This window comes from Actinokineospora lacus (assembly GCF_053813445.1).
Genome location: NZ_JBQERA010000003.1, coordinates 261,674 through 288,270 on the forward strand (window position 1 = coordinate 261,674; position 26,597 = coordinate 288,270).

The following is a 26,597-nucleotide window of genomic DNA, read 5'->3' on the forward strand; positions in this document are numbered from 1 at the left end:
ACTACGAACGCGTCCCCGCGGTTCCATTGTTCCCGGTGGTTCGCGGGTCGGTGCGGGAGGGCCGCGGATTGAGCACATTGCCGGAAGGCCGCTACGGCACGGCGTCGCCCCGTCGCGCTCCGTGGGTGCGCGCGGTCATCGTCGCCGCGGCCCTGCTGTTCGGGGCGGGCGTGGCCTATGTCGCATACCGCAACCTGGGTTCGGCGCCGATCTCCGCGGAGCGGGCCACCTTCGCCAACCTCCCCGAGAACCGGATGCGGTTCACCTTCGACGTCAGCCGCTCGGAGCCGGGGAAGGCCGCGGTGTGCGTCGTGCGCGTGCGCTCGGTCGACGGCGCGGAGACCGGCAGGCGCGAGGTGTACGTGCCCGCCGGGACGTCGCCGATGCGCGTGGAGACGGTGATCACCGGTTCGGCCGAACCGGTGACCGCCGAGGTGTTCGGGTGCTCGTACCAGGTGCCGGAGTACCTGTCCACCGAGGAGCGGCCATCGGAGTGAACTCCAGTTCACATATCGACTAAACGGACAAAACGGCCAAGCCAGGCCGTTTGCCCGTGCTACGCTCTGTCGACGCACGGCCCCTAGGCGGGCCGTGTTTTTTCCATTCCGGGTGCAGCTCCAAGGCCCGGAGCTGCCCGGCCCGCGCCCGCGGGCCCGGAGTACGACGAGGAGTTGGTGACCGTGAGCGACACCAAGGTGACCTGGTTGACCCAGGAGGCCTACAACCGGCTCAAGCAGGAGCTCGACGAGCTCATCGAGAACCGGGCGGTCATCGCGCAGAAGATCAACACCAGCCGCGAGGAAGGCGACCTCAAGGAGAACGGCGGCTACCACGCCGCCCGGGAGGAGCAGGGCCAGCAGGAAGCCCGCATCCGCCACCTCCAGGAGCTGCTGCGTGGGGCCAAGGTCGGCGAGGCCCCGGCCGACGACGGCACAGCCCGTCCCGGCATGGTCCTCACCGTCCGCTACGACGGCGACGGGGACGAGGAGCGCTTCCTGCTCGCCACCCGCGAGGAGGGCGGCGGCGAGGGCGAGATCGAGGTCTACTCCCCCGCGTCCCCCCTGGGCAAGGCCCTGCTGGGCGCCAAGGAGGGCGAGACCCGCGAGTACGAGCTGCCCAACGGCCGCAACCAGAAGGTCGTCCTGGTGAAGGCCGTCCCCTACAGCGGCTGACGCTGGCACAAGACAGAGCGAGGCGGCACCCGGGCGGGGTGCCGCCTCGCTGTGTTCGCCCCCGCGGACACAGCCCCAGGTCTCACGGGCGGGGGTCCGCCTGCCCTTCCCGCTTCCGCAGCACCCGCTCCAACAGCGGACGCACGCGCATGGGGACGGGAGTGGAGAGGGCGATCGTCGTGGAGGTCCTGCGGACCCACTCGACGTCCACCACCCGGTCGATGACCCGCTGGAGGTCGTCGTTGTCCCGGGCGACCATGCGGACCAGGACGTCGCCCTGGCCGGTGGTGGCGTGCACCTCGCACACCTCGTCGATGGCCATGAGGCGGGAGGCGACCTCGGCCCGGCGGCCCTGGGCGATCTCCAGGACGGCGAAGGCGGTCAGGCCGTAGCCCATCGCGGCGAGGTCCACGGCGGGCGGGAAGCCGGTGAGGACGCCGCGCCGCTCCAGGCGGTCCAGGCGGGCCTGCACGGTTCCGCGCGCCACGCCCAGGCGTCGGGAGCACTCCAGAACGCCGACCCGGGGCTCGTCGGTGAGCAGCAGGAGCAGGCGGGCGTCCAGCTCGTCCAGGTCCACGTGGCGATCTTTCTGTTCAGAGTGCCCACTTTGTCGAGCATCCTCGCCAGTTGCCTGAGCACCTTGTCCTGTGAAGAACCCCAGTGTTGCACAGGATGCCCTGTCATCCGCATGCTCAGTGGTACCGCGCGTAAGTGAGCAAGCAGGAGGTTGCGACATGACTGGGACCCTGGGCACCGGCATGGACGAGGTCAGCTACGACCAGCTGCGCCAGCTCGTCGGCCTGGTCGACTACGACGAGACCCGCGACCCGTTCCCGGTCAAGGCGATGGACGCCGTGGTCTTCGTCTGCGGCAACGCCACGCAGACCGCCCTCTTCTACCAGTCCGCCTTCGGCATGACGCTGGTCGCGTACTCCGGTCCGGAGACGGGCAACCGCGACCACAAGGCCTACGTCCTCAAGTCCGGCTCGGCGCGCTTCGTCATCAAGGGCGGGGTGACGCCGGAGAGCCCGCTGCTGGAGCACCACCGCGCCCACGGCGACGGCGTCGTGGACCTGGCCCTGGAGGTCACCGACGTCGACAGGTGCGTCGAGCACGCCCGCGCCCAGGGCGCCACCGTGCTGGACGAGCCGCACGAGATCTTCGACGAGCACGGCACCGTCCGGGTGGCCGCGATCGCCGCCTACGGCAACACCCGCCACACCCTGGTGGACCGCTCGCGCTACAACGGCCCCTACCTGCCCGGCTACGTGGCCCGCAAGGGCAGCTACGTCAAGCCCGCGGGCGCTCCCAAGCGCCTGTTCCAGGCCGTCGACCACTGCGTCGGCAACGTCGAGCTGGGCAAGATGGACTACTGGGTGCAGTGGTACAACCGCGTCATGGGCTTCGTGAACATGGCGGAGTTCGTCGGCGACGACATCGCCACCGACTACTCGGCGCTGATGAGCAAGGTGGTCGCCAACGGCAACCACCGGGTGAAGTTCCCGCTCAACGAGCCCGCGATCGCCAAGAAGAAGTCCCAGATCGATGAGTACCTGGAGTTCTACGGCGGCCCCGGCTGCCAGCACATCGCCCTGGCCACCAACGACATCATCGCCACCGTCACGGCCATGCGCGCCGCGGGCGTCGAGTTCCTCGACACCCCGGACTCCTACTACGAGGACCCGGCCCTGCGCGCCCGCATCGGCGAGGTCCGCGTGCCGATCGAGGTCCTGAAGGAGCACAAGATCCTGGTCGACCGCGACGAGGACGGCTACCTGCTGCAGATCTTCACCAAGCCCGTGGGGGACCGCCCGACGGTCTTCTTCGAGATGATCGAGCGGCACGGCTCCCTCGGCTTCGGCAAGGGCAACTTCAAGGCGCTGTTCGAGGCCATCGAGCGCGAGCAGGACCGCCGCGGCAACCTCTGAGCCAACCGGCGCGGGTCCGCCCGGACGAGGGGTCCGGGCGGACGAGGGTCTGGCTGCCGAAGGTCGGGCGGCCGAGGTCTGGCAGGCCAACTCAGCAGCTACTCAGGTATGCCCGCCACCGGGGAGGTACGCTCGGTGGCGGGCTCATGTCGTTCTCACGTTAGGTACGTCACGATGGCTGTCGGCACCCGGTTCGCAGGCGCGGCCTCCTTGGCAGGCGCCGCCCTGGTCGCGATGGCCCTGACCGGGGTCGCGGTGTTCACGGTGCAGGCGGCCACGTGTGACGACAGCGGGCACTACGTGCAGCAGGACGGGCAGACGGTGCTGGTGGGCGGGTGCCTGAACCCCGAGGACCTGCCGAGGGCCCCGACCTCCGAGACCGACACCGGCCCCGCCGCGGACGTCGGCGCCCACCTCGACCGCTTCCGCCAGAGCCCGTAAGCCCTCCAGGACAGCCGGCCCGTCAGGACGGGCAGCCCGTCAGGACAGGCTGGGCCGCTTGACGGGCTGGGTGGTGTCGGCGCGGGGGTTCTCCAGGCCCGCGGGCGAGTCCGGCGCCAGTTCCGCCTCCGCCTCGATCGGCTCCAGCAGCTCGGCACTGCGGACCAGCAGGTCGTTGGTGCTGCGCAGCCGGGTCGCCACCTGCTCGCGCAGCGCCGTGAGCCGCTCCACCTGACTGGTCGCCGCGGCCAGGCTGCGGTCGGCCTCGTCCCTGGCCTTCTTCATGATCCGCTGGGACTCCGCGGCCACTTGGGCGCGCTCGGCCTCCACGTCGCGCTTCAGCTCGGCGCGCTTGGCCGCCATCTCCTGGTCGAACTGCTGCTGCTGGCGCTTGCGGGCTTGCTCGGCCTGCTCGTCGAGGGACTGTCGGCGCTTGTCCGCCGCCGTCGTCAGCTCCACCGACTTCGCCCGCGTGCTGTCCATGATCTTCTTGTGGTCGGCGTGCAGCTCCTGGTGCTGGCGGTCGAGGTCGGCGAGCATCCGCCGGTACCGGTCGCGCAGCGACGTGCTGGCCTCCTCGGCGGCCATCCACGCCGTCTCCGCCGCCGCCCTGGCGCCCGCGGTGATCTCCGCGGCCTGGGTCCTGGCGATCTGCAGGGTCCGTTCGGCGTCCGGGGCGTCGGCCGCCGAGGTGACCTGCTCGAGGCGGTCGGCGAGGGCCTTGATCTCGCGGCGGGCGATCTCCAGTTCCCCGGACAGCTCGGCGATCTGCGAGCGGGCCTCGTCGCGCTCGGCGGCCGCGCGGAGGGCCTCGTCCTCAAGGCGGCTCAGGTGCTGCTTGACCTGTGTCCGGTCGAAACCGTGGCGCACGACGGTGAAACCTGCGGGGTCGCGGTCCTGCTGGGTGACCATGCTTCGGCACGTTACCAGTGGAATCCCTTGGTGAGCCGGGCCAGCGCGCGTGCCGCGGCGGTCAGGTTGCGCTCGCCCTTGCCCAGGCGCAGCGCGCCGCCGCCACCCGCCGCGACCGAGTCCGGGAAGATGCGGTAACCCTGGTACGCCACCGCGTCGACCAGGCCGGGGGCCAGGGCGTAGGCGGCCTGGATGAGGTGGCCGGTGGGCGTGCCGATGTGCTTGGGGCGCTCGGTCAGCGCGCGCAGCACCAGGTCGGCGGCCTGCTCGGGGGACTTGGCCGGGAACGCGTCGTACACCTTCGTCGGGCGGATCATCGGGGTGCGCACGAGTGGCATGTGGACGGTGGTGAAGGTGATCCCGGCGCCGTGGGTCTCGGTGGCGGTGATCTTGCTGAAGTAGTCCAGGGCGGCCTTGGAGGCCACGTAGGCGGAGAACCTGGGCGCGATGCCCTGCACGCCGATGGACGACACGTTGACGACGTGGCCGAACCGGCGCTCGGTCATGTGCGGGAGCAGGGCCAGGATCAGCCGGACGGGGGCGAAGTAGTTGATCGCCATGGCCCGCTCGTAGTCGTGGAACCGGTCGTAGGACAGGCGCACCGACCGGCGGATCGAGCGGCCCGCGTTGTTGACCAGCATGTCCACCGACGGCTGCTCGGCCAGCATCGCCGCGACCGTCTTGGCCACCGAGTCCTCGTCGGTCAGGTCGCACGGGTAGACGTAGGCCAGCCCGCCCGTCGCGGCGATCTCGGTGCGGACCTCCTCCAGCTCCGCCTCCCGGCGCGCGACCAGCAGCGGGACGCCGCCCGCTTCGGCGACCTTCACCGCCGCGGCCCGCCCGATGCCCGACGACGCCCCGGTGATCACGACCCGGCGGCCCTCCAGGCCGTCGGAGTTGCGGGCGCGGAAGGGGTCGAGGTGCTCGCGCCAGTAGTGCCACAGCACGTCGGCGTAGTCCTCGACGCGGGGCGCCTCGATGCCGGGCGGCAGCGCGGCCCGGGTCTTGGCCGAGTCGAACACCGGCTCGAACGTCAGCGTGGACAGCAGCACCGCCGGGATGCCGAGCCGGTCGAGCGCGGCGTCGACGGCGAGGGACACCCCCGGCACGTTCTCGGCGAAGCGGAGCAGGCCGAGTAGCGGGGCCGACACCGCGCGCGGCAGCTCGGCGGCCACCCGCGGCGCCCCGGCTGCGCGGGCGAAGGCGTCGTAGACCTCGCGCGCGGACTGGGGGCGCGGGGAGACCAGGTGGAACGTGCGCCCGTCCAGGCCGGGGCTGGGCACCAGGTGCGCCATGGCCTTGGCGACGTAGTCCACCGGGACGATGTTGGTGTCCCCGATGTCCGGGAACACCACGGGGACACCGGCCAGGCCGTCGAGGCGCGAGAGCGCCGGGAAGAAGTAGTAGGGCCCGTCGACCTTGTCCATCTCGCCGGTCCGCGAGTGCCCCACGACGATGGCGGGCCGGTACACCCGCCACGGCACCGCCCGCTGGGCGCGCACCAGCCGCTCGGACTCGAACTTCGTGCGGTGGTAGGCGGTGACCAGGCGCTGGCCGGAGTCGAACATGTCCTCGGTGAAGCGGCCCCGGTAGTCGCCTGCGACCGCCACCGACGACACGTGGTGCAGGCAGCCCGCGCCGAGGTCGGCGGCCAGATCGATCACGTGCCGGGTGCCGTCGACGTTGGCGGTGATGCTGGTCTCGTCGTCGGCCGTCACGTCGTACAGGGCGGCCAGGTGCACCATGTGGTCCACGCCCCGCATGGCCGCGCGGTCCTCCGCGCTCAGCCCGAGGTCCGGTTGGGACACATCGCCGGTGACCGGGCGGATGCGGTCGGCGGGCCAGTCCACCGCCACCCGGGCGAGCCGGTCGAGGGACCGCTCCCGCACCAGCAGCCACACCCGGTCGGTGTCCGGGCGCTCCAGCAGCTCGCGCACGAAGTGCCTGCCGATGAGTCCTGTCGCGCCAGTGACCAGGTACGTCGCCATGCGGGCAAGCATGTCACCACCGGCATGTCACCACCGGGCCCGGCGGACCGCTCAGCTCACGGGGACCGGCCCGGGGAGGTAGTCGGGGTCGACCTGCTCGGCCAGGTCGCGCCCGGCCCGGTCGCTGGCCCACGCGGTGGCGTTGCGCAGGTGGAACTCGATGGCCTGGCGCTGGTAGCGGGCCCAGTCCTTGTCCACACCGTCCACCAGCGCGCGCATGGTGCGCAGGGCGGCGCGGTTGTCCTGCTCCAGGGCGTCGATGGGCCGGACGTCGCCGCGCTCGGCGGCACGGACGTGGCGGGAGCGGCCCACGCACGTCAGCAGGTCGGCGCCGATGCTCTCGCGCAGGAAGGCCAGGTCCTCCGCGTCGGTGACCTTGTTGCCGACCACGGCCACCCGGACGTCGAAGTCGCGGGCGTAGTCGCGGTACTGGCGGTACACCCCGACGCTGCGCACGGTCGGCTCGCAGACCAGGAAGGTGACGTCGAAGCGGGTGAACAGGCCGGAGGCGAAGGAGTCCGCGCCCGCGGTCATGTCGACCACGGCGTACTCCCCCGGCCCGTCGGCCATGTGGTTGAGCAGCAGCTCCACCGCGCCGACCTTGGAGTGGTAGCAGGCCACGCCCAGGTCGGAGTCGGCGAACGGGCCGGTCACGGCCAGCCGGACCCCGTCGACGGCGCGCACGCACGCGTCGTAGACCGGGTTGTCCTCGTCGACGCGCACCAGCCGGGAGCCCCGGCCGGGCGGGGTGGTCTTGACCATGTCCTCGGCGGAGAGCACGCGGGGGTTGTCCCCGCGCAGGTAGTCCTTGATCAGTGGCAGGTGCCCGCCCAGGGTGGGCAGCACGGTCTCCTCCGGCGCCCCCAGGGCGGCGGCCAGGTGCTGGTTGATGTCGGCGTCGAGGGCGAGCAGGGCGGGAGCGGGGGACTCGGCGGCCAGGTGGCGCAGGAACAGCGAGGCCAGCGTGGTCTTCCCGCTGCCTCCCTTGCCGACGAACGCGATCTTCACGACGGGGCAACTCTCGGACGGGGGCGAATGACCCGTCAAGTGATATCGGTTTTCATTATCTTGGGCAAGTCGCCCGATCGAGCTATGGGCGGGACACCTGCGCGTGCGGCATGGCGCGGAACGCGGCCAGGACGGCCGGGTCCTGCAGGGCCATCCACCTGATGACTTCGGTGTACGTCGCGCAGATCGTCTCCGGGCGCAGGCAGACGTCGGCCATGAACCGCTCGGTCGCCCGCGTGAACCCGCCGCCGGACCACTCGTTGAAGTGGTTGCCCACGACCAGCGGGGCGCGGTTGCCGTCGAGGGCGGCCCCGTAGGCGGCCTGGTAGGTCTCCAACGTCACCGTGGCGAACTCCTCGGCGCGCGCAGGCTCGTTGGCCGCGCCGTTCTGGATGTACCAGAGGTTGTAGTCCATCATGATCGTCTTCTTGTGGCCCACGCCCGGGACGCGGACCGTCGGCATGGGGAACTGCCAGATGCCGTGTTCTTGGTAGGGCCAGGCGATGCCGTCGGAGACCGCGCTGGAGTCGTAGGTCATCCCGCGCGCGGCCAGCACCGGGCCGTACACCTCGCGCTTGCCCTCCAGGCAGGGCGTCCGTCCACCTTGGATCGCCTTGGGGTCCAACCGCAGGCCGTCCGCGCGGCCGGACTCGACGAAGGCGAAGAACTGGTCCAGCTCGGAGGTCCACTGCGCGCCCGACCAGTCGCCGACGCCGGGTTCGGCGCCCTGGCAGAAGTGTCCGTTGTAGTGGGTGCCGATCTCGTGGCCCGCGCCCACGGCGGCGTTGAGGTCGGCGATCATGGTCCGCACGTCGTCTTCCGTGCCACCGAAACCGATGGATGCCTTGCCCTTCCGGTGCCCTGGCCCGGTGTACTCGCCGCGGCGGGCGTCGGGCAGCAGGTAGATGCCCGAGAGGAAGCCGGAGAAGTGCGCGTCGGATTCCTCAGCCAGGGCCAGGAAACGCTGCCAGTGCTCGTGCGAGCCCGCGCCGTCAAAGGAGAAAAGCACGAACTGCGGCGGCTTCTCCCCCGGGTCGAGCTTGCGCATCCAGGGGTCGGGGCCCGGCGCCGCCTGCGGGAGCGGGGGGCCCGCGACGGCCGTGCCCGCCACCTCGGGGCGGATGGTGCCCACGACGAGCAGCACCACGAACGTCAGCAGCAGCGCGACACCGAGCCCGATCTTGTCCCAACGCCTACGGGTCATCGCTCGTCCTCCTGCGTCCGTCCTCCCCGCCTATGTGCAGAGACGTCTGCGGCGCGTGCTCGTTGCCCTCAGTAGAACGCGAGCGCGCCTCAGCGGCGGTGGACCCCACGCAGAACCACCGGATCGGGGGACGAAGCCCGGGAAATGATCACGCCGGGACGGCGATGACGATGCGGTTGGACTCATAGCCGTCCGAGCCGCCCACCCAGCGGCCGCCGCAGGTCACGAGCACCAGCCGGTGCGGGCCGGACTGGCCGAACAGCTCCTCGGCGCGGGTCGGCAGGGCGTCCTTGGCGAGGGTGACCACCTCGCTGACCCGGTAGCGCCAGGACCGGCCGCCCCCGTCGACCACCGAGACCGGGTCACCCGCGCGGGCGTCCCACAGCTCGGCGAACGGGCCCGTGCGGCCCTTCCAGTTCACGTGGCCCGCGAAGACGGTGGCGCCCTGCGCGGCGTCCAGGCCCGCGCCCCACCACGTGGCCTCGCGCAGGCTCTCCGGGACCGGCAGCGTGGCGTCGGGGCCGAGTTCCTTGCGCACCAGGCGGGCCTGGCCGCCGTCGGCCAGGCGGACCGTGCCGGGCGGCTGGCCTCCCACCGCCGGGGGCGGCCGTTCGGCGGAGGGCTGTCGCGGCGCGGCGGTCTTCGCGGGCGGTGGCGCAGCCGACGACGCCGGTGGTGGTGTCGTGCTCGGCGGGGCGGGCGTGGACGTCGCGGCGGGCAGACCCGCGCCGAGGACACCGGCGGCGGGGACCGGCGGGGCGGGCGCGGCCACGGGGGCGCCCGCGGTGGTCACGTCACCGCCGGTCACCACGACGATGAGGACGAGCGCGGCCAGGCTCGCCCCGCCCGCGATGGCGGGCCGGGCGAGCCGGGAACGGGTCGCGCGCACGTCGATCAGTAGCCCCAGTCCTGGCGCATCCCCGGGCTGACGACCTCGCGCCTGCGCCGGGCCTGCGCGAAGACCAGGCCGAACGCGACGGCCAGCAGGGCCACCAGCCCTCCGACGCCGACCAGCAGGCCGGTCGACGGGCCGCCGCCGACGGTCATCGCGGCCGTGGCGGGGTCGTCACCGGCCGGGATGGTGCGCGGCACGCTCGGGATGTTGGGGACGTTGACCATGCGCAGGGTGAGCGTGTCGCCGGGTTTGACGCTGCCGCAGGCCGACGGCGGCGCCGAGGGGTTGAAGGCGTCGTCGTAGCCCGGCGGGGCGGCCACCTCGATGAGGCAGATCTCCTGCGGGGTGCGCAGGTTCGCCAGCTTGGCGGTGCCGTCCGCGCCGGTCACCAGGACCACCGGCTTGCCGTCGGGGCCGACCAGCGGCTCGCCGTCCTGGTCGAGCGCGGGCTTGGTCTTGTCGGCGCCGGTCACCCGCAGGGAGACGTTCGCGATGGCCTTGTTGGTCTTCTTGTCGACCTTGGCGATGGCGACCGACCCCGGCGCGGTGACCGCCTCGACGGTCTCGGTGGCGGTCAGCTTCTTCTCCCCGCCGGTGCTCACCACGCGCTGGGTGTCGACCTGCACGGCCTGGCGCACGACCGGGCGGTCGGCCGGGCTGAGCAGGGAGACCGCCACCTTCGGGTTCGGCCCGGTCGGGGTGACCTCGATGGTGGCGGGCGTGCCGTCCGCGCCGGTGGAGACCGTGAGGCTGTCCTTGCCACCGACCGTGGCGTCGGTCAGGGTCAGGGTGATCTCGACGTCGGCGACCCCGGTGTCCCGGGCGTTGCGCACGTCGACGGTCCACTTGTCGGCGGTGCCGATGACCTGCGGCTCGGTCGGCGGGGTGATCTCGGCGGTCCACGGGCCGCGGTTGGCGCTGGCGTCGGCCTTGAGGTCGTTGATGGCCGCCTTGGCGCCCGCGGGCAGCTTGGCCAGGTGGAACGCGGCGTCGTAGGCGATGTCGCGGTAGGAGTTGGTGGGGTTGAGGTCGGCGGCGGTGCGCGGGCCCGCTGTCCAGGAGTGCAGCAGGTGGGCCAGCGCGGCGGCCTCGTCGGCGCTGTCGGTCTGGGTGTAGCGCAGCAGCAGGTAGGAGATGTCGGCGGCGACGTCGGTGGGCAGCGCGGTGCCCCACTTCGTCTTCAGCGCCTCGCCCGGCCGGTACTGCTCGTCGGTGTCCGGCGCCTTGTGGGCGTACTGCACGCACCACACGTGCTTGCCGTTGACGATGTAGGAGCCGAGCCAGTCGTAGGCGTCCTCGTTGTTGAGATAAGGCTGGGCCGGGGTGGTCTTGTGGCCGAGGCCCTCTTGGACCGCGGCGGTGGCAGGCAGGGCGGCCCCGACGGTGACCAGGCAGGCGATGACCGTGGCGCCGGTCAGACCTGCCGTCAGCCGGGCGCCGATGGTGGTTCGCGCCATGTGGAAATCGGCTCCTCGCGCGTGTGGATACCTCAATGGTGGCGCGAAACACTTCACGCCCTGTGCGAGCTTCGTTTCTCCAGGTGCTCGAAGCAATCCCCCAGCCGGGGCGACTTGTGCCAATACCGCCGGTGGCAGGTTAGGGTGCGGATGGGGGAATCCCGATCGACAGATGCCACGGCCTGGCGGGTAAAGTGACTTTTACCGAGCGGGAACCGATCGGCACGCCCGAGCGTTGAACCCCGTGAAGGCGCCATTCAGGCCCAGGAGGATCAGGTGCGTTCTACCAGCAACCCCGCGTTCCGCAACCTGCCGGTCGGCGGTGGCAACGCGGGCTTCCAGCCCCAGGCCCAGGGTTACCAGCAGCCTGGGATGCCCGGCTATGGCGGCTACCCGGCCCCGCCCACCACCGGCGACCGCCCGATGACCGTCGACGACGTGGTCACCAAGACCGCGATGACCCTGGGCACCGCCCTGGTCACCGGCGCGATCACCGCCGTCGCGGTGCTCGGCGGGACCATCTCGCCGTGGCCGCCGATGATCGGCGGTCTCATCGTCGGCCTCGTGCTGTCGCTGATCATCATCTTCAAGAAGACCGCCAACCCGGCCCTGGTGCTGTCCTACGCGGCGGCCGAGGGCGTATTCCTCGGCGCGATCACGGGTGTGTTCGAGTCGTTCGTCCCGGGCATCGCCCTGCAGGCGATCCTCGGCACGGCGCTGGTGTTCATCACGATGCTCGTGGTCTACCGGACCGGGGCCATCAAGGTGACCCCGCGCCTGACCAAGTGGATCATCGGCGCGACGGTGGCCGCGGCCGGCCTGATGCTGGTCAACCTGCTGCTGTCGTTCATGGGTGTCGACCTCGGCATCCGCGACGCGGGCCCGCTCGGCATCGGCATCAGCCTGCTGTTCATCGGGATCGCGGCGTTCAACTTCCTGCTCGACTTCGACATGGCCGACAACATGATCCGCTCGGGCACGCCCGCGAAGTGGGCCTGGTACGTGGCGTTCGGCCTCATGACCACGCTGGTGTGGCTGTACCTGGAGATCCTGCGGCTGCTGTACATGCTGCAGAGTGGTGACTAGCACCAGCTCGTAGACGAGAAACCGAACCGCGCCCGCCCCGAGAAATTGGGGCAGGCGCGGTTCGGTCGTTGTGGGTGGGGTTGAGTTGCCCGGCGGCGGGCAAGTCGTAGGGTTGCGGGCATGGTTGAGGACACTGGGCGCTGGGGTTTCGAGACTCGGGCGATCCACGCTGGGCAGGACCCGGACCCGCGAACCGGGGCGGTCATCGTGCCGATTTACCAGACGTCCACGTTCGCGCAGGACGGCGTCGGCGGGCTGCGGGAGGGCTACGAGTACGCGCGCACGGCCAACCCGACCCGGACCACGCTGGAGCACGCGCTGGCGGCGTTGGAGGGCGGGCGGCACTGCCTGGCCTTCGCCAGCGGGATGGCGGCCACCGACGTGGCGCTGCGGTGCATGACGCGGCCCGGGGACCACGTCCTGCTGGGCAACGACGCCTACGGCGGCACGTTCCGGCTGCTGGACAAGGTGATGACCCACTGGGGGGTCGAGTACACCGCCGTCGACCTGAGCGACCCCGACGCCACCCGGGCGGCCGTGCGCCCCACCACCAAGGTCATCTGGTCGGAGACGCCCACCAACCCGCTGCTGGGGATCGCCGACATCGCCGCGCTGGCGACGGTGGCGGCCGACGCCGGGGCGCGGCTGGTGATCGACAACACCTTCGCCACGCCGTACCTGCAGACGCCACTGGCGCTGGGGGCGGACGTGGTGCTGCACTCGACGACGAAGTACCTGGGCGGGCACTCCGACGTGGTCGGCGGGGCCCTGGTCACCGACGACGGCGAGCTGAACGAGGCGTTCGCGTTCCTGCGGAACTCGGCCGGGGCGGTGCCGGGCCCGTTCGACTCGTGGCTGGTGCTGCGCGGGGCCAAGACGCTGGCGGTGCGGATGGAGCGGCACTGCGACAACGCCGAGCGGATCGTGGAGGTGCTGGCCGCGCACCCGAAGGTCGCGAAGGTCTACTACCCGGGCCTTGAGGACCACGCCGGGCACGACGTCGCCGCCAAGCAGATGCGGCGGCCGGGCGGGATGGTGTCGTTCCAGGTGGCGGGCGGCGAGCAGGCGGCGCTGGAGGTGGCGGCGAGGACGACGCTGTTCACCCTGGGGGAGTCCCTCGGCGGGATCGAGTCGCTGATCGAGCACCCCGGGCGGATGACCCACGCGAGCACCGCGGGCAGCCTGCTGGAGGTGCCCGCCGACCTGCTCCGGCTCTCGGTGGGGATCGAGTCCGCAGGCGACCTGGTCACCGACCTGCTGACCGCGCTGGGGTAGTCCGGACACGAAAGCGGGCCCCCGACCTGGTGGTCGGGGGCCGCTTCACGTCATGTCAGGTCACCACTGCTGCTGCTGCGGTGGCTGCTGGCCGTAGCCGGGGGGCGGCTGCTGACCGGGGTAGCCGCCGGGCTGCTGCTGGGGCTGGCCGTAACCCTGCTGGGGCTGGGGCTGGCCGTAGGGCTGCTGGCCGTAGCCCGGCTGGGGCTGCTGGTGCTGCTGGCCGTAGCCGCCGGGCTGCTGCTGCGGCTGGCCGTAACCCTGCTGGGGCTGGCCGTAGCCCGGCTGCTGCTGACCGTACGGCTGCTGCTGGCCATAGGGCTGCTGGTGCTGCTGCTGGCCGGGGTAGCCGCCGGGCTGAGCACCAGGCTGGCCACCGTGCTGACCACCGGGCTGGCCGAAGTGGTTCGGGCCGCCGTAGCCCGCCGGGCCCGCCTGGGCGCCGGAGAACAGGTACTGCTTGGTGTTCGGCATGAACGCCAGGGCGCCCGCCGCGGCGATGAGCAGGCCGAAGATCAGGAAGAAGACGACCCGCGTCGAGCTGCCGCCGCCCTCGATCATCAGCAGGATCGCCGAGAGCAGCAGGGCCGCGCCGCCGCCGAGCACCAGGTAGTGCGCGAAGGCGTTCTTCTTCATGAACAGCATCACCGCGCCCGCCACGGCGGCGAGCGCGCCGAGCAGGGCCAGGATCGCGTACACCCAGAGGTAGCCGGGCAGGAACGAGCCCGCCTCGCCGAAGTCGGCCATCAGGGTGATGGCCATGATCAGCGCGATCAGGCCGAACAGGGCGATCGCGCCCTGCACGACCATCGGGATCATCGCCGCGTTGCCGCCCGCGGCGCCGGGGGCGCCGCCGTAGCCGTGCTGCTGCGGGTAGCCCTGGGGCTGGCCGTAGCCCTGCTGGGGCGGCTGGCCGGGGAACCCGCCGGGCTGGCCGTACGGGCCGGGCTGCTGCTGCCCGGGGAACGGCTGGTGCTCGCCGGGCTGGGCGTACGGCGGGGTCTGCGAGACCGAGCCCGGGGAGACCATCTGGGTGTGGTCGCCCCCGCTGCGCACCACCTGCGTGCGGTCGGGGTTCTCGTCGTCACCCGCTCCGGGGAGCGGCTGGCCGGGCTGGATCGCCTGGGTGCGCTCGACTCCGTCGGCGCCGGTCTCGGCCGGACTCTGGCCCGAGTCCGAGGCCGAGCCGCCGGGCTGCCACGGCTGGTTCGGCGGCTGGGGAGAGCTCATCGGGTTTCCCACCCCTTATTGACCTGGATTGTCACCTTGCGTCGCGTCAACGCTATCGGATCAGCCATGTGGACGCCGGAATTGGGCCGATCATTTCCCGGCGAGGAATCCGAGCACGTCCTGGCGGGTGACCACGCCCGCCGGTTTCCCGTCGAGCAGCACCAAAGCGGCGTCGGCGGAAGCCAGCGCGCTCATCGCGGCGGTCACCTGCTCGCCCGCGCCGATGGTGGGCAGCGGCGGGGACATGTGCAGGTCGAGGCGATCGGCGAGGGCGGCCTTGCCCGCGAACAGGGCGTCGAGCAGGTCGCGCTCGTTGACCGCGCCCACCACCTCGGCGGCCATCACCGGCGGCTCGGCGTTGACCACCGGCATCTGGCTGACGCCGAACTCGCGCAGGATCGCCACCGCGTCGGCGACGGTCTCGGTCGGGTGGGCGTGGATGAACTCCGGCAGCGCCCCGCCGGTGCTCTTGCGGCGCAGGACGTCGCCCACGGTGGCGCCGGAGTGGTCGGCGGGCAGGAAGCCGTACTGGGCCATCCAGGAGTCGTTGAACACCTTGGACAGGTAGCCGCGGCCGCCGTCGGGCAGCAGCACGACCACCACGTCGTCGGGGCCGAGGCGCTTGGCCAGGCGCAGCGCGGCCGCGGCGGCCATGCCGCAGGAGCCGCCGACGAGCAGACCCTCCTCGCGGGCGAGCCTGCGGGTGACCTCGAAGGACTCCGCGTCGGACACCGCGATGATCTCGTCGGCGACGTTGCGGTCGTAGGTCTCCGGCCAGAAGTCCTCGCCGACGCCCTCGACCAGGTACGGGCGGCCGGTGCCGCCGGAGTAGACCGAGCCCTCGGGGTCCGCGCCGATGACCTGGACCCGGCCGTCGGAGACCTCCTTGAGGTAGCGGCCGGTGCCGGAGATGGTGCCGCCGGTGCCGACGCCGGTCACGAAGTGGGTGATCCGGCCGTCGGTCTGGCGCCACAGCTCCGGGCCGGTGGAGTGGTAGTGGCTGGCCGGGTTCTCGGCGTTGGCGTACTGGTTGGGCTTCCAGGCGCCCTCGATCTCCTTCACCAGCCGGTCGGAGACGTTGTAGTAGGAGTTCGGGTGCTCCGGCGCCACGGCGGTCGGGCAGACGACGACCTCGGCGCCGTACGCGCGCAGCACGTTGCGCTTGTCCTCGCTGACCTTGTCCGGGCAGACGAACACGCACTTGTACCCGCGGCGCTGCGCGACCATGGCCAGGCCGACCCCGGTGTTGCCGGAGGTGGGCTCGACGATCGTGCCGCCGGGGCGCAGCTCGCCGGAGCGCTCGGCCGCGTCGATCATGCGCACGGCGATGCGGTCCTTCACGCTGCCGCCGGGGTTCATGTACTCGACCTTGGCCAGGACCAGCGGCGCCAGCCCCTCGGCAAGCGAGTTCAACTTGACCAGCGGGGTGTCACCGACGAGATCGATGACGTGCTCGACGTACTCCACCGGGGCTCCTTCATCTCACTGCGTGGAACTGGGCCTCACCCTATCCGCTAGCCGTCTTCAAGGCTGCCGTCAGCGCCGTTGGGTACAACGGAATGGGGCTGACGTGCGATATCACTGTCATGGGCGCTCGTCGGAGGGAGGACGATGATGCTGCGGACACTGGCTGTCGCCGCGGGCTCGCTCGGCGGGCTGTCCGGGGCGGCGTACGGGCTGCTGACCTCGCAGTCGCGCCGGGCGCGCACGGTCATCGGCGTGCCCCGGGAGCGGCCGTTCAACGCCGACGGCGTCTACCTGCCCGACGGCACGGGACCGGTGGCCCGCGGCGACGCCCTGGACTTCGCGGTGCTCGGTGACTCGACCGCCGCCGGGCTGGGCGCGGAGAGCGCCGAGCGGCTGCCCGGGGTGCGGCTGGCGCTGGGGCTGGCCGAGGAGCTGGCCACGCCGGTGCGGCTGATCACCCACGCGATCAGCGGCTCGCGGACGACCCACCTGGGCGGGCAGGTCGACGCGGCGCTGACGGACCCGCCGCGGCTGGCGCTGGTGATGGTCGGCGGCAACGACGTCACCGCCCGGCTGGGCATCGCGGAGTCGGCGGCGCTGCTGGCCGCCCAGGTCAGCAGGCTGACCGACGCGGGGACCGGCGTGCTCGTGGGCACGTGCCCTGACCTGGGCACCGTCCGCCCCATCCCGCAGCCGCTGCGCGCGGTCGCCCGCAGCTACAGCCGGGCGCTGGCCCGCGCGCAGGCCCGGGCCCTGGCCGACACGCCCGCGCACGTGGTCCCGCTGGCCTGCCTGCTGACCCGGCATTTCGTCGACCGGCACGTCGAGCTGTTCAGCCCGGACCGCTTTCACCCGAACGGGGCGGGCTACGCCCTGGCCGTCGACGTCCTCCTGGCCCCGCTGTGCGCGGCGGCCGGGCTCTGGGACGCGCGGCGCTGACGACCTCCCAAGACGCGCGGGGCTGCCCTGCGGCGGGGTCCCGTGACGGGCGTGTGCAAAAGTCGGATGGGCCAGGTCACGGTTTCTTGTGCCGTCCGGGCGATCAACCTAAGCTACCGCTTAGTAACCGCCGTCTTAGGAGTGTCCGCCATGCCAGAGGCAGTCATCGTCTCCGCAGTCCGGTCCCCCATCGGCCGCGCGGGCAAGGGCTCGATGGTCGACATGCGACCCGACGAGCTGACCGCCCAGATGATCAGGGCCGCGCTGGACAAGGTCCCGGCGCTGGACCCGCGCGACATCGATGACCTGATGCTCGGCTGCGGCGCGCCCGGCGGCGAGGCGGGCTTCAACATGGGCCGCATCGTGGCCGTGCTGCTCGGCTACGACCACCTGCCCGGCTGCACCGTCACCCGCTACTGCGCCTCGTCGCTGCAGACCACCCGCATGGCCATGCACGCCATCCGCGCGGGCGAGGGCGACGTGTTCATCTCCGCGGGCGTGGAGACGGTCTCGCGCTCGGCCAAGGGCACCTCCGACACCTGGCCGGACACCCGCAACCCGCTGTTCGCCCCCGCCGGGGAGCGCACCGCCGCGGTCGCCGAGGCCGGGGCCGACGAGTGGCACGACCCGCGCGCCGACGGGCTGGTGCCCGACGCCTACATCGCCATGGGCCAGACCGCGGAGAACCTGGCCCGGCTCAAGGGCGTGACCCGCGAGGACATGGACCACTTCGGCGTCCGCTCGCAGAACCTGGCCGAGGCCGCCATCAAGTCGGGCTTCTGGGCCCGCGAGATCACCCCGGTCACCCTGCCCAACGGCTCCGTGGTCGACACCGACGACGGCCCGCGCCCCGGGGTGACCTACGAGAAGACCGCGACCCTCAAGCCGGTCTTCCGCCCGGACGGCCGGGTGACCGCGGGCAACTGCTGCCCGCTCAACGACGGCGCGGCGGCCCTGGTGGTCATGTCCGACACCAAGGCGCGCGAGCTGGGCCTGACCCCGCTGGCCCGGATCGTCTCGACCGGGGTGTCCGGGCTCTCCCCGGAGATCATGGGCCTGGGACCGGTCGAGGCGTCGCGGCGCGCGCTGGCGCGGGCGGGGCTGACCATCGACGACATCGACCTGGTGGAGATCAACGAGGCGTTCGCCGCGCAGGTCCTGCCCTCCGCGCGCGACCTGGGCATCCCGGAGGACAAGCTCAACGTCAACGGCGGCGCGATCGCGGTCGGGCACCCCTTCGGCATGACCGGCGCCCGCATCACCGCGACGCTGATCAACTCCCTGCAGTGGCACGACAAGCAGTTCGGCCTGGAGACCATGTGCGTCGGCGGCGGGCAGGGCATGGCCATGGTGATCGAGCGCCTGAGCTGACCGGACAGGGCTGACCGGACAGGGCTGACCAGACAGGGCTGACCAGACAGGGCTGACCAGACAGGGCTGACCGGCCTGAGCTGACTGGACAGGGCTGACCGACCAGGGCTGACCGGCTGAGCTGACCGAACAGGGCCGACCGGACAGGCCGACCGGACAGGGTTGACCAGGAAGGGCCGACCGGACAGGTGCCGCGAACGCCCCGGGGCATGGGGCGTTCGCGGCGCCGCAGGGACGGGCCGGTCAGGCGTCAGGCATTCGACGCTGCCGCGCCCTCGGTTCGGTCCCCGGCGGCCTCCCGGCAGGTGGCCAGGATGAGGTCGGCCACGCGGGCGGGGTCGTCCCCCATGGGGACGTGGCCGCAGCCGGGCAGGGGGACGTGGCGGGCGCCGGGGAGGATCTCGGCGCAGCGGCGGGCCTGGCGGGGCCACAGGACGCGGTCGCGGGTGCCCCAGGCGACGGTGGTCGGGACGCGGGGTTCGGGGCTGAGGTAGAAGTAGTCGCGCGCGCCCGCGGCGATGACGGCGTCGAAGCCGGGCGCGGTCGCCATGGCCGCCATGTCGGCGAGCATGATCTCGGCGGTCAGCCAGGACGGCCTGCCGAACAGCAGGCCGCCACCGGCGAGCCTGGCGGCGCGGCGGGCGAACACCGCCTGCTGCAGCGCGGGCCTGAGCCGGGCGATCATCCGGATGCCGGTGAGCACCTGGATCGCCCACGTCCGGTCGCGAGGCGTCCAGAAGCCCGCCGGGGACAGCGCGGTGACGGAGCGGACGAGGTCGCGGGCGGCCAGTTCCAGGGCCAGCATTCCGCCGAGGGAGTTGCCCGCGATGTGCGGGCGGGTGACGCCGAGGTCGTCGAACACCTCGGCCAGGGCCTCGACCGCGTGGGGCACCGTGTAGGGGCGCCCGGCGGGCAGCATCGGGGACGCGCCGAACCCGAACAGGTCCACGGCGATGACCTCGTGGTGGGCGGCGAGGCGATCGATGACCGGTTCCCACGCCTGCCAGCGGTGTCCGATGCCGTGCAACAGCACCAGCGGCTCGCCCGCGCCGCGGCGGTCGTGGCTGACCTCGATCCTCGTCATGGCTTTCCTCTCACACGTCCAGGACGACACGGTCGCCCGCGGCTCGGGACACGCAGACCAGCATGGAGTCCTGTTCGGACAGCGGGCCGCCGCGGTGCTCGACCGCGCCGGAGAGCACCCGCACCCGGCAGGTGCCGCAGAACCCTTGCCCGCACGAGTAGGCGACGTCCGGCCGGACCCGGCGCAGCGCGGTCAGCGCCGACTCGTCCGCGGCCACCGCGACCACCGGGCCGCCCGCGCCGAGCCGCAACTCGAACGGCCGCCCGCCCACGACCGGCGGCGGCGAGAACCGCTCGAAGTGCAGCGGGCCCGCCCAGGCCGACCGGACGAGGTCGAGCATCGGGACCGGCCCGCAGCAGTACACCGCGGCCCCGGAAGGGGCGCGCGACAACAGGTCCGCCGCGGTCGGCACCCCGTGCTCGTCATCGGTGCGGACCTCGACCCGGTCCGAGGAGGGTAGCTCCCCCAAGAACGGCAGACTGTCCCGTGACCGTCCTGTGTAGACAAGCCGCCAGTCGGCGCCACGGGCGGCGGCGTGGCGGACCATCGGCAGGATCGGGGTGATGCCGATACCACCGGCGATGAACAGCCACGGGCCCTGCCCCACGAACGGGAAAGCGTTGCGCGGACCCCGAAACACCAGCGCGGACCCCGCCGTGAGCCCGTGCGCCTCGACCGACCCACCCGCGCCCTCGGGCACCAGCCGGACCGCGACCCGGTAGGTCCGCAGATCCGCTGGGTCGCCGCACAGGGAGTACTGCCGCACCCGGCCGGAGGGCAGCACGACGTCCACATGGGACCCCGGCCGCCAGGCGGGCAGCGGGGCCCCGGACGGATCGGCCAGCGTCAGGCTGACCACGTCGTCGGCCTCGGTGGCGACCGCGCGCACCACCAGGCGCAGGTCGCGGTCCACGGCGCGCACCGGCGGCTGGCGGCGCGCGCCCCGCTCGGAGATCCGCCGGTACACCGCCACCACCGGCACGAGCGCGCGGAACGCCCGGTCCGCGCGCGGGCGGCCGTAAAGGTCCGGCGGCGGGGTCACCACTGGGTCATCACCGGAGTCACCACTGGGTCACGACGCGGCGCGGGCCGCGGGCGAGGCGGCCAGGTAGGCGACGGCCTGGGCGGTGTCGCCCTCCCGGCTGGGGTGGTAGTCGCGGGGCAGGTAGCGCCAGAGGGCGGGCAGCAGCTGTCCCGGCCGGGGCAGGCGGCCCGCGCGGGCGGCGCGCAGGTAGTCGCGCCAGCGGGCCTTGCCGGGCCGGGCCGGGTCGTGGGCCATGAGCCAGCGGGTGGCGCGGACGAGCAGCCAGCCCAGCACCGGGGCCGCGATCAGCATGGTGCGCACGCGCCGCGGGTAGCGGCCGTCGAGGTGCGCGTAGAGGTCGTGGGCGACGCTGCGGTGCTCGACTTCCTCGGCGCCGTGCCAGCGCAGCAGGTCCAGCATCGTCGGGTCGGCGCCCGCGGCGTCCAGCGCGGCCGAGTCCAGGACCCACTGGCCCAGCACGGCGGTGAAGTGCTCGATCGCGGCGATGACCGACAGCCGCTCCAGCAGCCACTGGTGGCGCTGGGCCGCGGTGCCGCCGCGGTCGGCGAGCAGCGTGCCGAAGAGCCACTCGACCTGCGCGACGAACGGCGCCGGGTCCACGCCGAGCGCGGCCAGGTGCGCCGCGGCGCCGTCGTGGGCCTTGGCGTGCATGGCCTCCTGGCCGATGAAGCCCAGCACGTCCTCGCGCACCCGCTCGTCACGGATGTGCGGCAGTGCCTGGGCGAACACCCGGACGAACCAGCGCTCGCCCTCGGGCAGCACCAGGTGCAGGGTGTTCAGCGCGTGGCTGGTCAGCGGGTCGCGGGGCACCCAGTGCATCGGCACCGCCGACCAGTCGAAGCGCACGTCCCGGGCCCGCAGGGCCACGTTCTCCGGATCGGTCATGGCTACCGCACCACGTCGAGGCGGGCGAGGCGGCGCAGGAGGCCGGGGGCGAAGCGGGCCAGCAGCCGGGCGGCCCTGGCCTCCGGGGTCACGGGCAGCACCGGGATGTCGGCGGTGACCGCGCGCACGATCTCGGCGGCGACCTTCTCCGGGCCGTAGCCGCGCTTGGCGTAGGACGCGGTCGCCTTGCGCCGCAGCCGCTCCTGCTCCACCGCGTCCGCGCCCGCGAACCGCGTGGTGGAGGTGATGTCGGTGGCCACGATCCCCGGGCACACCGCGGTGACGCCGATCCCCCGGTCGGCGAACTCCGCGCGCAGGCAGTCGGAGAGCATGAGCACCGCCGCCTTGCTCGACGCGTACGCCGAGAGCGCCCGGCTCGGGGTGTACGCCGCGGCCGAGGCGATGTTGACGATGTGCCCGCCCTCCCCCGACTCGGCCATCAGCGCGCCGAAGGCCCGGCAGCCGTGGACGACGCCGAGCAGGTTGACGTCGACCACCCTGCGCCAGTCCGCGGCCGTGGTGTCCAGGAAGCTGCCCGCCACGCCGATGCCCGCGTTGTTGACCACGATGTCCGGCACGCCGTGCTCGGCGGCGACCTCGTCGGCGAAGCGGGCCATCGCGTCCTCGTCGGCCACGTCGACGACGTAGGGGTAGGCGGCCGGGCCGATCTCGGCGGCCGTGCGCTTGGCCGCCTCGGCGTCGATGTCGGCCACGACGACCTCCGCCCCCTCGGCGGCGAAGGCGTGCGCGGTGGCCCGGCCGATGCCGCTGCCCGCCCCGGTGACCACCGCGAGCTGCCCGGTGAACCCGGTCGTCCCCGCCCTGGCCCGCTGGAGCCCCCTGGTCGAGGGCTGGCCGCCGACGTGGTCGGCGAACTCCTCGACCATGCGGGCGACCGCGTCCGGGTGCGACACCGGCGCCCAGTGCCCGGCCACGACCCGGCGTCGCCACAGCCGCTCGACCCAGCGCTCCAGGTCCTCGGCCAGCGCCGCGCTGACGTAGCGGTCGCGGGTCGGGATGATCACCTGGACCGGGACGGCGGTCGGGCGCGAGCGCGCGCCGCGCATCCGGGTCAGCATGTTGGCGCGGTAGAGCCGCACGCCGCGGGCGGCGTCGGCGGCGATGGTCGGAGCCGGGTGGCCCGCGACCCTGGGCACGCCCTCGACCCGCTCCAGCAGCGCGCCCCAGCGGGGGCCGATCAGCGTCCGCCAGGCGAGTTCGGGCAGGACCGGCAGGTGGAACAGGTAGATGTACCAGGAGTGCGCGAACTGGGCGGCCAGCTGGCGCAGGTGCGCCGGGGTGGGGCGGGCCAGCCTGCGGCGCACCCAGTGCGCGACGTGGTCGAGGCACGGCCCGGAGATGGCGGTGTAGGAGGCGATCCGCTCGGCGGCGTCGGGCTCGGTCACCGCCTCCCAGCCCTGGATCGAGCCCCAGTCGTGGGCCACGACGTGCGCGGGCCGGTCCGGGCTGACCGCGTCGAGCACGGCGGCCAGGTCCTCGGCGAGGTGTTCAGTGCGGTAGGCGGCCCGGTCGCGGGGGGCGCTGGAGGCGCCCGCGCCGCGCACGTCGTAGCGCGCGACGTGGAAGTCCTCGGCCAGCCGCTCGGCGACGCCGTCCCACATGCGGTGGGTGTCGGGGTAGCCGTGCACCAGCAGGACGGTCGGCGCGGCCGGGTCGCCCTGCTCGAACACCGCCAGGTCGACCTCACCGCCCGAGCGCACGGTGCGCTCGCGCACGACCAGGTACTGCGCCAGCGGTTCGGTGGCCATCGACGTCTCCCTGGGCGCGGGTCACCGCCCGCCGCGCGGGCTGGGTGAAGTCCGTGTTACGCGACAACGGCGAACGTTACAACGGCCATTGTCATCGTGCAAGGACCCCCCTGGCTACTCGCCACGGGCCTTCTCCACCATCGCGACGAGCCGGTCGCCCATGATCTGCGGGATCACCCGCCGCGCTGAGCGGTCCACCGAGGCCGACAGCGCGGACATCACCAGCGGGTGCAGCCGGGAGACGACGTCGGCGAACTGCGGCAGCTCCTCGCCGCTGGGCAGCCACTCCGGACCCTTCGGGTCGAGCACGTACTTGCGGACCAGGCCGACGAGCAGCCCGGTGATCCGGTCGGTCTCGGCCTGCAGCTCCGCGGCCAGGGTCAGCGCCTCGGCCAGCGGGACGCCGAGGGCGACCAGCTCGCGCCCGGCCTCGAGGAGCTGGGGGCTCGGCGCGACGAAGTGCGCCCCGCGGCGCTCCAGCACGCCCAGCTCCAGCGACCGGCGCACGGTGGCCGGGGTCACCTGGGAGCCGAACATCCTGACCAGGTCGGTCATCCGCACCACCGCGGGCTGCTCGTGCGACCACGCCGCGCCGGTCGCCTCCTCCAGGCCCAGCACGTCGGCCAGGCTGTGCCCGGCCTGCCAGGCGTCGAGCATCTCCTTGATCTGGGCGAAGGCGTAGCCGCGGTCGAGCATGGCCAGGATCAGCCGCAGCCGGGAGAGGTGGGCGTCGCCGTAGATGGCGGTGCGCCCGCGGCGCGCGGGCGGGGGCAGCAGCTCCCGGTCCTGGTACACGCGCACGTTGCGCACCGAGGTGCCCGCGGCGCGGGCCAGGTCGTCGATCCGGTACTCGGCCACCACCGCAGCTTAGAGTGCCGGTCCGATTGCCGGTTGCACATCCACAGTGGACAGCGGCGGGCAACGACCTACTCACCGATCATTTTTGTTCGAAAAGGACCAACAAGTCGGTTTCCTTTGACCACCCGCGGCGACGCGTGATCAACGGTGAGCCCGACTCGCGGATCGCACGGGTCGCCAACTGCGGTTTTCCGTTCTCCGGACTCCACACCCGCGAGTGGGCCCCGCCTTGCCGTTGCGCCGATCGGACTCCGTGCCGCGGTCCGGTAAGACTATGACGACGTCATGGTTTCCGCGGCGGCGGTCCGACGTCACGTCAACGCGGTCACTCCACTACTCACAGTGCCACATCCACAGCGGACACGTCATCCGTAGCCCGGAAACCCCTGCTGTGGCGACGGATGACGTGTCCGCTGGACTTGCGCGACTCGCTGTGCTTGTGCCCCCGACCGGATTCGAACCGGCACTCCACCCCTTTTAAGGGGGCTGCCTCTGCCTGTTGGGCTACGGGGGCAGCCGCAGCCTAAGGCGCGATAGCGCAGCTCGGGACCGGTTTCCCAGGTTTCCCTCCGGCTGGCCCAGTCACTTTGAGCCGTTTGCCGTCAGCCCTTGGACACCCGAGCGAACTCCGCCTTCGGGTCGTTGATCTGACCCATGGAGATCACCTCGCGCCGGAAAAGGCCACCGGTTAACCAGTCCAGCGTGATGCGGACCTTGCGGTTGAACGTCGGCATGGCCTTCACATGGTACGCGCGGTGCATCGACCAGGCGATGAAGCCCTTGGCCTTGAAGTTCATGATGTCGCCGACGCCCTTGTGCAGCCCCAGGCTCGCGACCGCGCCGATGTTCTTGTGGAAGTAATCCTTTGGTTCCCCACCGCGCAGGGCCGTCACGATGTTCTTGGCCAGCAGCCGGGCCTGGCGCACGGCGTTCTGCGCGTTGGGCGCGCAGATGGCCGTCGGGTCATCGGGCGTCCGCGACAGATCGGGCACCGCGGCGCAGTCGCCCGCGGTCCACGCGTCCGGCAGGCCCTCCACGCGCATCGACGCGCTGGCCCGCAACCGGCCCTGCTTGGTCAGCGGCAGGTCGGAGTTGGCCAGGACCGGGTTGGACTTCACGCCCGCCGTCCAGACGATGGTGTCGCTGTCGAACTCGGTGCCGTCGGAGAGCTGCACGCGGCCGTTCTCGAAGGACTTGGCGAGAGTGGACAGGTACACCTCGATGCCGCGCTTCTCCAGCTGCATCGCGGTGTAGACGCCGAGGCTCTCGCGCACCTCGGGCAGGATGCGCCCGGCGGCCTCGACGAGCACGAAGCGCAGGTCCTCGGCGTCGACGTTCTTGTAGTACTGGGTGGCGAAGCGGGCCATGTCCTCCAGCTCGCCCAGCGCCTCGATCCCGGCGAACCCGCCGCCGACGAAGGTGAACGTGAGCAGCCGCTTGCGCACCTCGGGGTCCAGCGTGCTGTCGGCCTGATCCAGTTTGGAGAGCACGTGGTTGCGCAGGTAGATGGCCTCGCCGATGGTCTTGAACGTGATGCCGCACTCGGTCAGGCCGGGGATGGGCAGCAGCCGGGCCACCGAGCCCAGGGCGACGACGAGCACGTCGTAGCCCAGTTCCTCGGTGTGGCCGTCGCCCGCCTCGATGGTGACGACCTTGCGGGCGTGCTCGACCTTGGTCGCGCGCGCGGTGATGACGTGGCAGCGCTTGAGCGTGCGGCGCAGCGGCACGACCACGTGCCGCGGCTCGATGGCGCCCGCGGCGGCCTCGGGCAGGAACGGCTGGTAGGTCATGTGCGGCTGGGGATCGATGACCGTCACCGATGCCTCGCCGGAGCGCAGCTTCCGCTGGAGCCCCAGGGCTGTGTAAAGCCCGACGTAACCGCCACCCAGGATGAGGATTCGGGTCGGCTCCGCTTTTGTTCGCGCCATGGGTCAATGGTGGCACTGGTTTAGTCCGCCCGCGAGGCGCCCCCGTCCTGGTGTGACCGGGGTCGCGCGGCATGTTTCCGCAGGTGTGACCCGCATCGCGGTCACTGGCGGGATCGTTCAAGAAGAATTACAGCCAGTGCTATGGCGGCGCTTGAGAGTAATGCGACCAATTCGACCACCGGGGCGGTCGGGCCGGTGGGCAGAAAAGTTGCGACGATCACGATGAGACCCACTCCGGCTTGCACGGCGAGCGCGCGGCGCGCGGGGGCGCGCAGTGCGGCGGGGGCGATCCGGGCGCCTCTGGGGAGGACGGCGGCGAGGGCGCAGGACAGGTGCAGCAGGTGCACGAGGGGGATGAGGGCCAGCAGCGCCGGGGAGAACGGCTCGGCGGCGCTCAGGGCGACGGTGCCGCCCGCGAGGAGGATCAGCAGCAGGGCGACGGGGGACGCGGGCAGGAGCACGCAGAGGGCGGCGAGGGCGGCGGCCAGCCAGCGGGCGAAAGTGGGGACACCGGCCAGAACCAGGTCGAGGACGATGCCCCCCGCCGCGACGCCGACGGCTCCGCGCAGCCACAGCGCGGAGACACCCCGGCCCACGTCGAGCGCGTCGGTCATGACCGGGCCCCTCGCGCGGGACCGGTGAAACCCGGCTGCCG

Annotated in this window: 24 protein-coding genes and 1 tRNA gene; 8 read left to right on the top strand and 17 right to left on the bottom strand. The window is 72.3% G+C overall.

Annotated elements, in window-relative coordinates; genetic code table 11:
- The first annotated feature begins 68 nt into the window (after positions 1 to 68).
- The gene (locus tag ACTG9Q_RS09330) at positions 69 to 497 is read left to right on the top strand and encodes a DUF4307 domain-containing protein (RefSeq protein ID WP_455572256.1); all 429 of its coding nucleotides are present in this window, start codon (positions 69 to 71) and stop codon (positions 495 to 497) included.
- Between the two features lie 177 nt (positions 498 to 674).
- Positions 675 to 1,172, top strand: coding sequence for a transcription elongation factor GreA (greA, locus tag ACTG9Q_RS09335; RefSeq protein ID WP_455572257.1), 498 nt, complete (start codon positions 675 to 677; stop codon positions 1,170 to 1,172).
- 82 nt (positions 1,173 to 1,254) lie between these two features.
- Here greA and ACTG9Q_RS09340 read toward each other — a convergent pair whose 3' ends face one another.
- On the bottom strand, positions 1,255 to 1,749 hold the full coding sequence (locus tag ACTG9Q_RS09340) for an Lrp/AsnC family transcriptional regulator (protein WP_455572258.1): 495 nt from the start codon (positions 1,747 to 1,749) through the stop codon (positions 1,255 to 1,257).
- 157 nt (positions 1,750 to 1,906) lie between these two features.
- Here ACTG9Q_RS09340 and hppD point away from each other — a divergent pair, with 157 nt between their 5' ends.
- Together hppD and ACTG9Q_RS09350 are read left to right on the top strand one after the other, a co-directional pair.
- Entirely contained in the window at positions 1,907 to 3,100 is a 1,194-nt protein-coding gene (hppD, locus tag ACTG9Q_RS09345; protein WP_455572259.1) for a 4-hydroxyphenylpyruvate dioxygenase, read from the top strand.
- A gap of 174 nt (positions 3,101 to 3,274) precedes the next feature.
- A complete protein-coding gene (locus ACTG9Q_RS09350; RefSeq protein WP_455572260.1) occupies positions 3,275 to 3,541 on the top strand; it encodes a hypothetical protein in 267 nt (88 codons plus the stop codon).
- Between the two features lie 39 nt (positions 3,542 to 3,580).
- On the opposite strand, the gene ACTG9Q_RS09355 is transcribed toward ACTG9Q_RS09350, so the two are convergent.
- The 6 genes from ACTG9Q_RS09355 to ACTG9Q_RS09380 form a co-directional block, all read right to left on the bottom strand.
- Complete coding sequence (locus tag ACTG9Q_RS09355) at positions 3,581 to 4,453, bottom strand: hypothetical protein (RefSeq protein ID WP_455572261.1); 873 nt, start codon at positions 4,451 to 4,453, stop codon at positions 3,581 to 3,583.
- Between the two features lie 11 nt (positions 4,454 to 4,464).
- Positions 4,465 to 6,441 carry an SDR family oxidoreductase gene (locus ACTG9Q_RS09360; protein ID WP_455572262.1) on the bottom strand — a complete coding sequence of 659 codons (1,977 nt, stop codon included), beginning with the start codon at positions 6,439 to 6,441 and terminating at the stop codon, positions 4,465 to 4,467.
- Positions 6,442 to 6,492: 51 nt separating this feature from the next.
- Positions 6,493 to 7,449, bottom strand: coding sequence for an ATP-binding protein (locus ACTG9Q_RS09365; RefSeq protein WP_455572263.1), 957 nt, complete (start codon positions 7,447 to 7,449; stop codon positions 6,493 to 6,495).
- 82 nt (positions 7,450 to 7,531) lie between these two features.
- On the bottom strand, positions 7,532 to 8,653 hold the full coding sequence (locus ACTG9Q_RS09370; RefSeq protein WP_455572264.1) for a polysaccharide deacetylase: 1,122 nt from the start codon (positions 8,651 to 8,653) through the stop codon (positions 7,532 to 7,534).
- A 148-nt stretch (positions 8,654 to 8,801) separates the two neighbouring features.
- Positions 8,802 to 9,542: a class F sortase gene (locus ACTG9Q_RS09375; RefSeq protein WP_455572265.1), complete on the bottom strand. Its 741-nt coding sequence runs from the start codon at positions 9,540 to 9,542 to the stop codon at positions 8,802 to 8,804.
- A gap of 5 nt (positions 9,543 to 9,547) precedes the next feature.
- A complete protein-coding gene (locus ACTG9Q_RS09380; protein WP_455572266.1) occupies positions 9,548 to 11,005 on the bottom strand; it encodes a SpaA isopeptide-forming pilin-related protein in 1,458 nt (485 codons plus the stop codon).
- A 276-nt stretch (positions 11,006 to 11,281) separates the two neighbouring features.
- Here ACTG9Q_RS09380 and ACTG9Q_RS09385 point away from each other — a divergent pair, with 276 nt between their 5' ends.
- Both ACTG9Q_RS09385 and ACTG9Q_RS09390 read left to right on the top strand, forming a co-directional pair.
- Positions 11,282 to 12,091: a Bax inhibitor-1/YccA family protein gene (locus tag ACTG9Q_RS09385; RefSeq protein WP_455572267.1), complete on the top strand. Its 810-nt coding sequence runs from the start codon at positions 11,282 to 11,284 to the stop codon at positions 12,089 to 12,091.
- Between the two features lie 120 nt (positions 12,092 to 12,211).
- On the top strand, positions 12,212 to 13,366 hold the full coding sequence (locus tag ACTG9Q_RS09390; protein WP_455572268.1) for a cystathionine gamma-synthase: 1,155 nt from the start codon (positions 12,212 to 12,214) through the stop codon (positions 13,364 to 13,366).
- Between the two features lie 60 nt (positions 13,367 to 13,426).
- Here the strand turns inward: ACTG9Q_RS09390 and ACTG9Q_RS09395 are convergent, their stop codons facing one another.
- A complete protein-coding gene (locus ACTG9Q_RS09395; protein ID WP_455572269.1) occupies positions 13,427 to 14,596 on the bottom strand; it encodes a hypothetical protein in 1,170 nt (389 codons plus the stop codon).
- A 90-nt stretch (positions 14,597 to 14,686) separates the two neighbouring features.
- Entirely contained in the window at positions 14,687 to 16,063 is a 1,377-nt protein-coding gene (locus tag ACTG9Q_RS09400) for a cystathionine beta-synthase (RefSeq protein ID WP_455572270.1), read from the bottom strand.
- A gap of 144 nt (positions 16,064 to 16,207) precedes the next feature.
- On the opposite strand from ACTG9Q_RS09400, the gene ACTG9Q_RS09405 reads away from it, so the two are divergent.
- Both ACTG9Q_RS09405 and ACTG9Q_RS09410 read left to right on the top strand, forming a co-directional pair.
- Positions 16,208 to 17,002: an SGNH/GDSL hydrolase family protein gene (locus ACTG9Q_RS09405; protein ID WP_455572271.1), complete on the top strand. Its 795-nt coding sequence runs from the start codon at positions 16,208 to 16,210 to the stop codon at positions 17,000 to 17,002.
- A 150-nt stretch (positions 17,003 to 17,152) separates the two neighbouring features.
- Positions 17,153 to 18,373, top strand: a complete 1,221-nt coding sequence (locus ACTG9Q_RS09410; protein WP_455572272.1) for an acetyl-CoA C-acetyltransferase — start codon at positions 17,153 to 17,155, stop codon at positions 18,371 to 18,373.
- A 250-nt stretch (positions 18,374 to 18,623) separates the two neighbouring features.
- Here ACTG9Q_RS09410 and ACTG9Q_RS09415 read toward each other — a convergent pair whose 3' ends face one another.
- The 8 genes from ACTG9Q_RS09415 to ACTG9Q_RS09450 all read right to left on the bottom strand — a co-directional run bounded on the left by ACTG9Q_RS09415 (position 18,624) and on the right by ACTG9Q_RS09450 (position 26,556).
- Entirely contained in the window at positions 18,624 to 19,457 is an 834-nt protein-coding gene (locus tag ACTG9Q_RS09415) for an alpha/beta fold hydrolase (protein WP_455572273.1), read from the bottom strand.
- A 10-nt stretch (positions 19,458 to 19,467) separates the two neighbouring features.
- On the bottom strand, positions 19,468 to 20,499 hold the full coding sequence (locus ACTG9Q_RS09420; RefSeq protein ID WP_455572274.1) for a PDR/VanB family oxidoreductase: 1,032 nt from the start codon (positions 20,497 to 20,499) through the stop codon (positions 19,468 to 19,470).
- Between the two features lie 30 nt (positions 20,500 to 20,529).
- Positions 20,530 to 21,387 (bottom strand): metal-dependent hydrolase, encoded by an 858-nt coding sequence (locus tag ACTG9Q_RS09425; protein ID WP_455572275.1) that lies wholly within the window; start codon positions 21,385 to 21,387, stop codon positions 20,530 to 20,532.
- Positions 21,388 to 21,389: 2 nt separating this feature from the next.
- Positions 21,390 to 23,156, bottom strand: a complete 1,767-nt coding sequence (locus ACTG9Q_RS09430) for an SDR family oxidoreductase (protein WP_455572276.1) — start codon at positions 23,154 to 23,156, stop codon at positions 21,390 to 21,392.
- 114 nt (positions 23,157 to 23,270) lie between these two features.
- Positions 23,271 to 24,014 carry a MerR family transcriptional regulator gene (locus ACTG9Q_RS09435; protein WP_455572277.1) on the bottom strand — a complete coding sequence of 248 codons (744 nt, stop codon included), beginning with the start codon at positions 24,012 to 24,014 and terminating at the stop codon, positions 23,271 to 23,273.
- Positions 24,015 to 24,454: 440 nt separating this feature from the next.
- A tRNA-Leu gene (locus ACTG9Q_RS09440) sits at positions 24,455 to 24,528 on the bottom strand.
- A gap of 88 nt (positions 24,529 to 24,616) precedes the next feature.
- Positions 24,617 to 25,942: an NAD(P)/FAD-dependent oxidoreductase gene (locus tag ACTG9Q_RS09445; RefSeq protein ID WP_455572278.1), complete on the bottom strand. Its 1,326-nt coding sequence runs from the start codon at positions 25,940 to 25,942 to the stop codon at positions 24,617 to 24,619.
- 101 nt (positions 25,943 to 26,043) lie between these two features.
- Entirely contained in the window at positions 26,044 to 26,556 is a 513-nt protein-coding gene (locus ACTG9Q_RS09450; RefSeq protein ID WP_455572279.1) for a hypothetical protein, read from the bottom strand.
- Positions 26,557 to 26,597: the final 41 nt, after the last annotated feature.

Coding starts and splice junctions, on each gene's coding strand:
- ACTG9Q_RS09350 (WP_455572260.1), top strand. CDS start 3,275: ATGGCTGTCGGCACCCGGTTCGCAGGCGCGGCCTCCTTGGCAGGCGCC.
- ACTG9Q_RS09370 (WP_455572264.1), bottom strand. CDS start 8,653: ATGACCCGTAGGCGTTGGGACAAGATCGGGCTCGGTGTCGCGCTGCTG.
- ACTG9Q_RS09445 (WP_455572278.1), bottom strand. CDS start 25,942: ATGGCGCGAACAAAAGCGGAGCCGACCCGAATCCTCATCCTGGGTGGC.
- ACTG9Q_RS09390 (WP_455572268.1), top strand. CDS start 12,212: ATGGTTGAGGACACTGGGCGCTGGGGTTTCGAGACTCGGGCGATCCAC.
- ACTG9Q_RS09415 (WP_455572273.1), bottom strand. CDS start 19,457: ATGACGAGGATCGAGGTCAGCCACGACCGCCGCGGCGCGGGCGAGCCG.
- ACTG9Q_RS09355 (WP_455572261.1), bottom strand. CDS start 4,453: ATGGTCACCCAGCAGGACCGCGACCCCGCAGGTTTCACCGTCGTGCGC.
- hppD (WP_455572259.1), top strand. CDS start 1,907: ATGACTGGGACCCTGGGCACCGGCATGGACGAGGTCAGCTACGACCAG.
- ACTG9Q_RS09380 (WP_455572266.1), bottom strand. CDS start 11,005: ATGGCGCGAACCACCATCGGCGCCCGGCTGACGGCAGGTCTGACCGGC.
- ACTG9Q_RS09395 (WP_455572269.1), bottom strand. CDS start 14,596: ATGAGCTCTCCCCAGCCGCCGAACCAGCCGTGGCAGCCCGGCGGCTCG.
- ACTG9Q_RS09360 (WP_455572262.1), bottom strand. CDS start 6,441: ATGGCGACGTACCTGGTCACTGGCGCGACAGGACTCATCGGCAGGCAC.
- ACTG9Q_RS09425 (WP_455572275.1), bottom strand. CDS start 21,387: ATGACCGATCCGGAGAACGTGGCCCTGCGGGCCCGGGACGTGCGCTTC.
- ACTG9Q_RS09410 (WP_455572272.1), top strand. CDS start 17,153: ATGCCAGAGGCAGTCATCGTCTCCGCAGTCCGGTCCCCCATCGGCCGC.
- ACTG9Q_RS09450 (WP_455572279.1), bottom strand. CDS start 26,556: ATGACCGACGCGCTCGACGTGGGCCGGGGTGTCTCCGCGCTGTGGCTG.
- ACTG9Q_RS09430 (WP_455572276.1), bottom strand. CDS start 23,156: ATGGCCACCGAACCGCTGGCGCAGTACCTGGTCGTGCGCGAGCGCACC.
- ACTG9Q_RS09405 (WP_455572271.1), top strand. CDS start 16,208: ATGATGCTGCGGACACTGGCTGTCGCCGCGGGCTCGCTCGGCGGGCTG.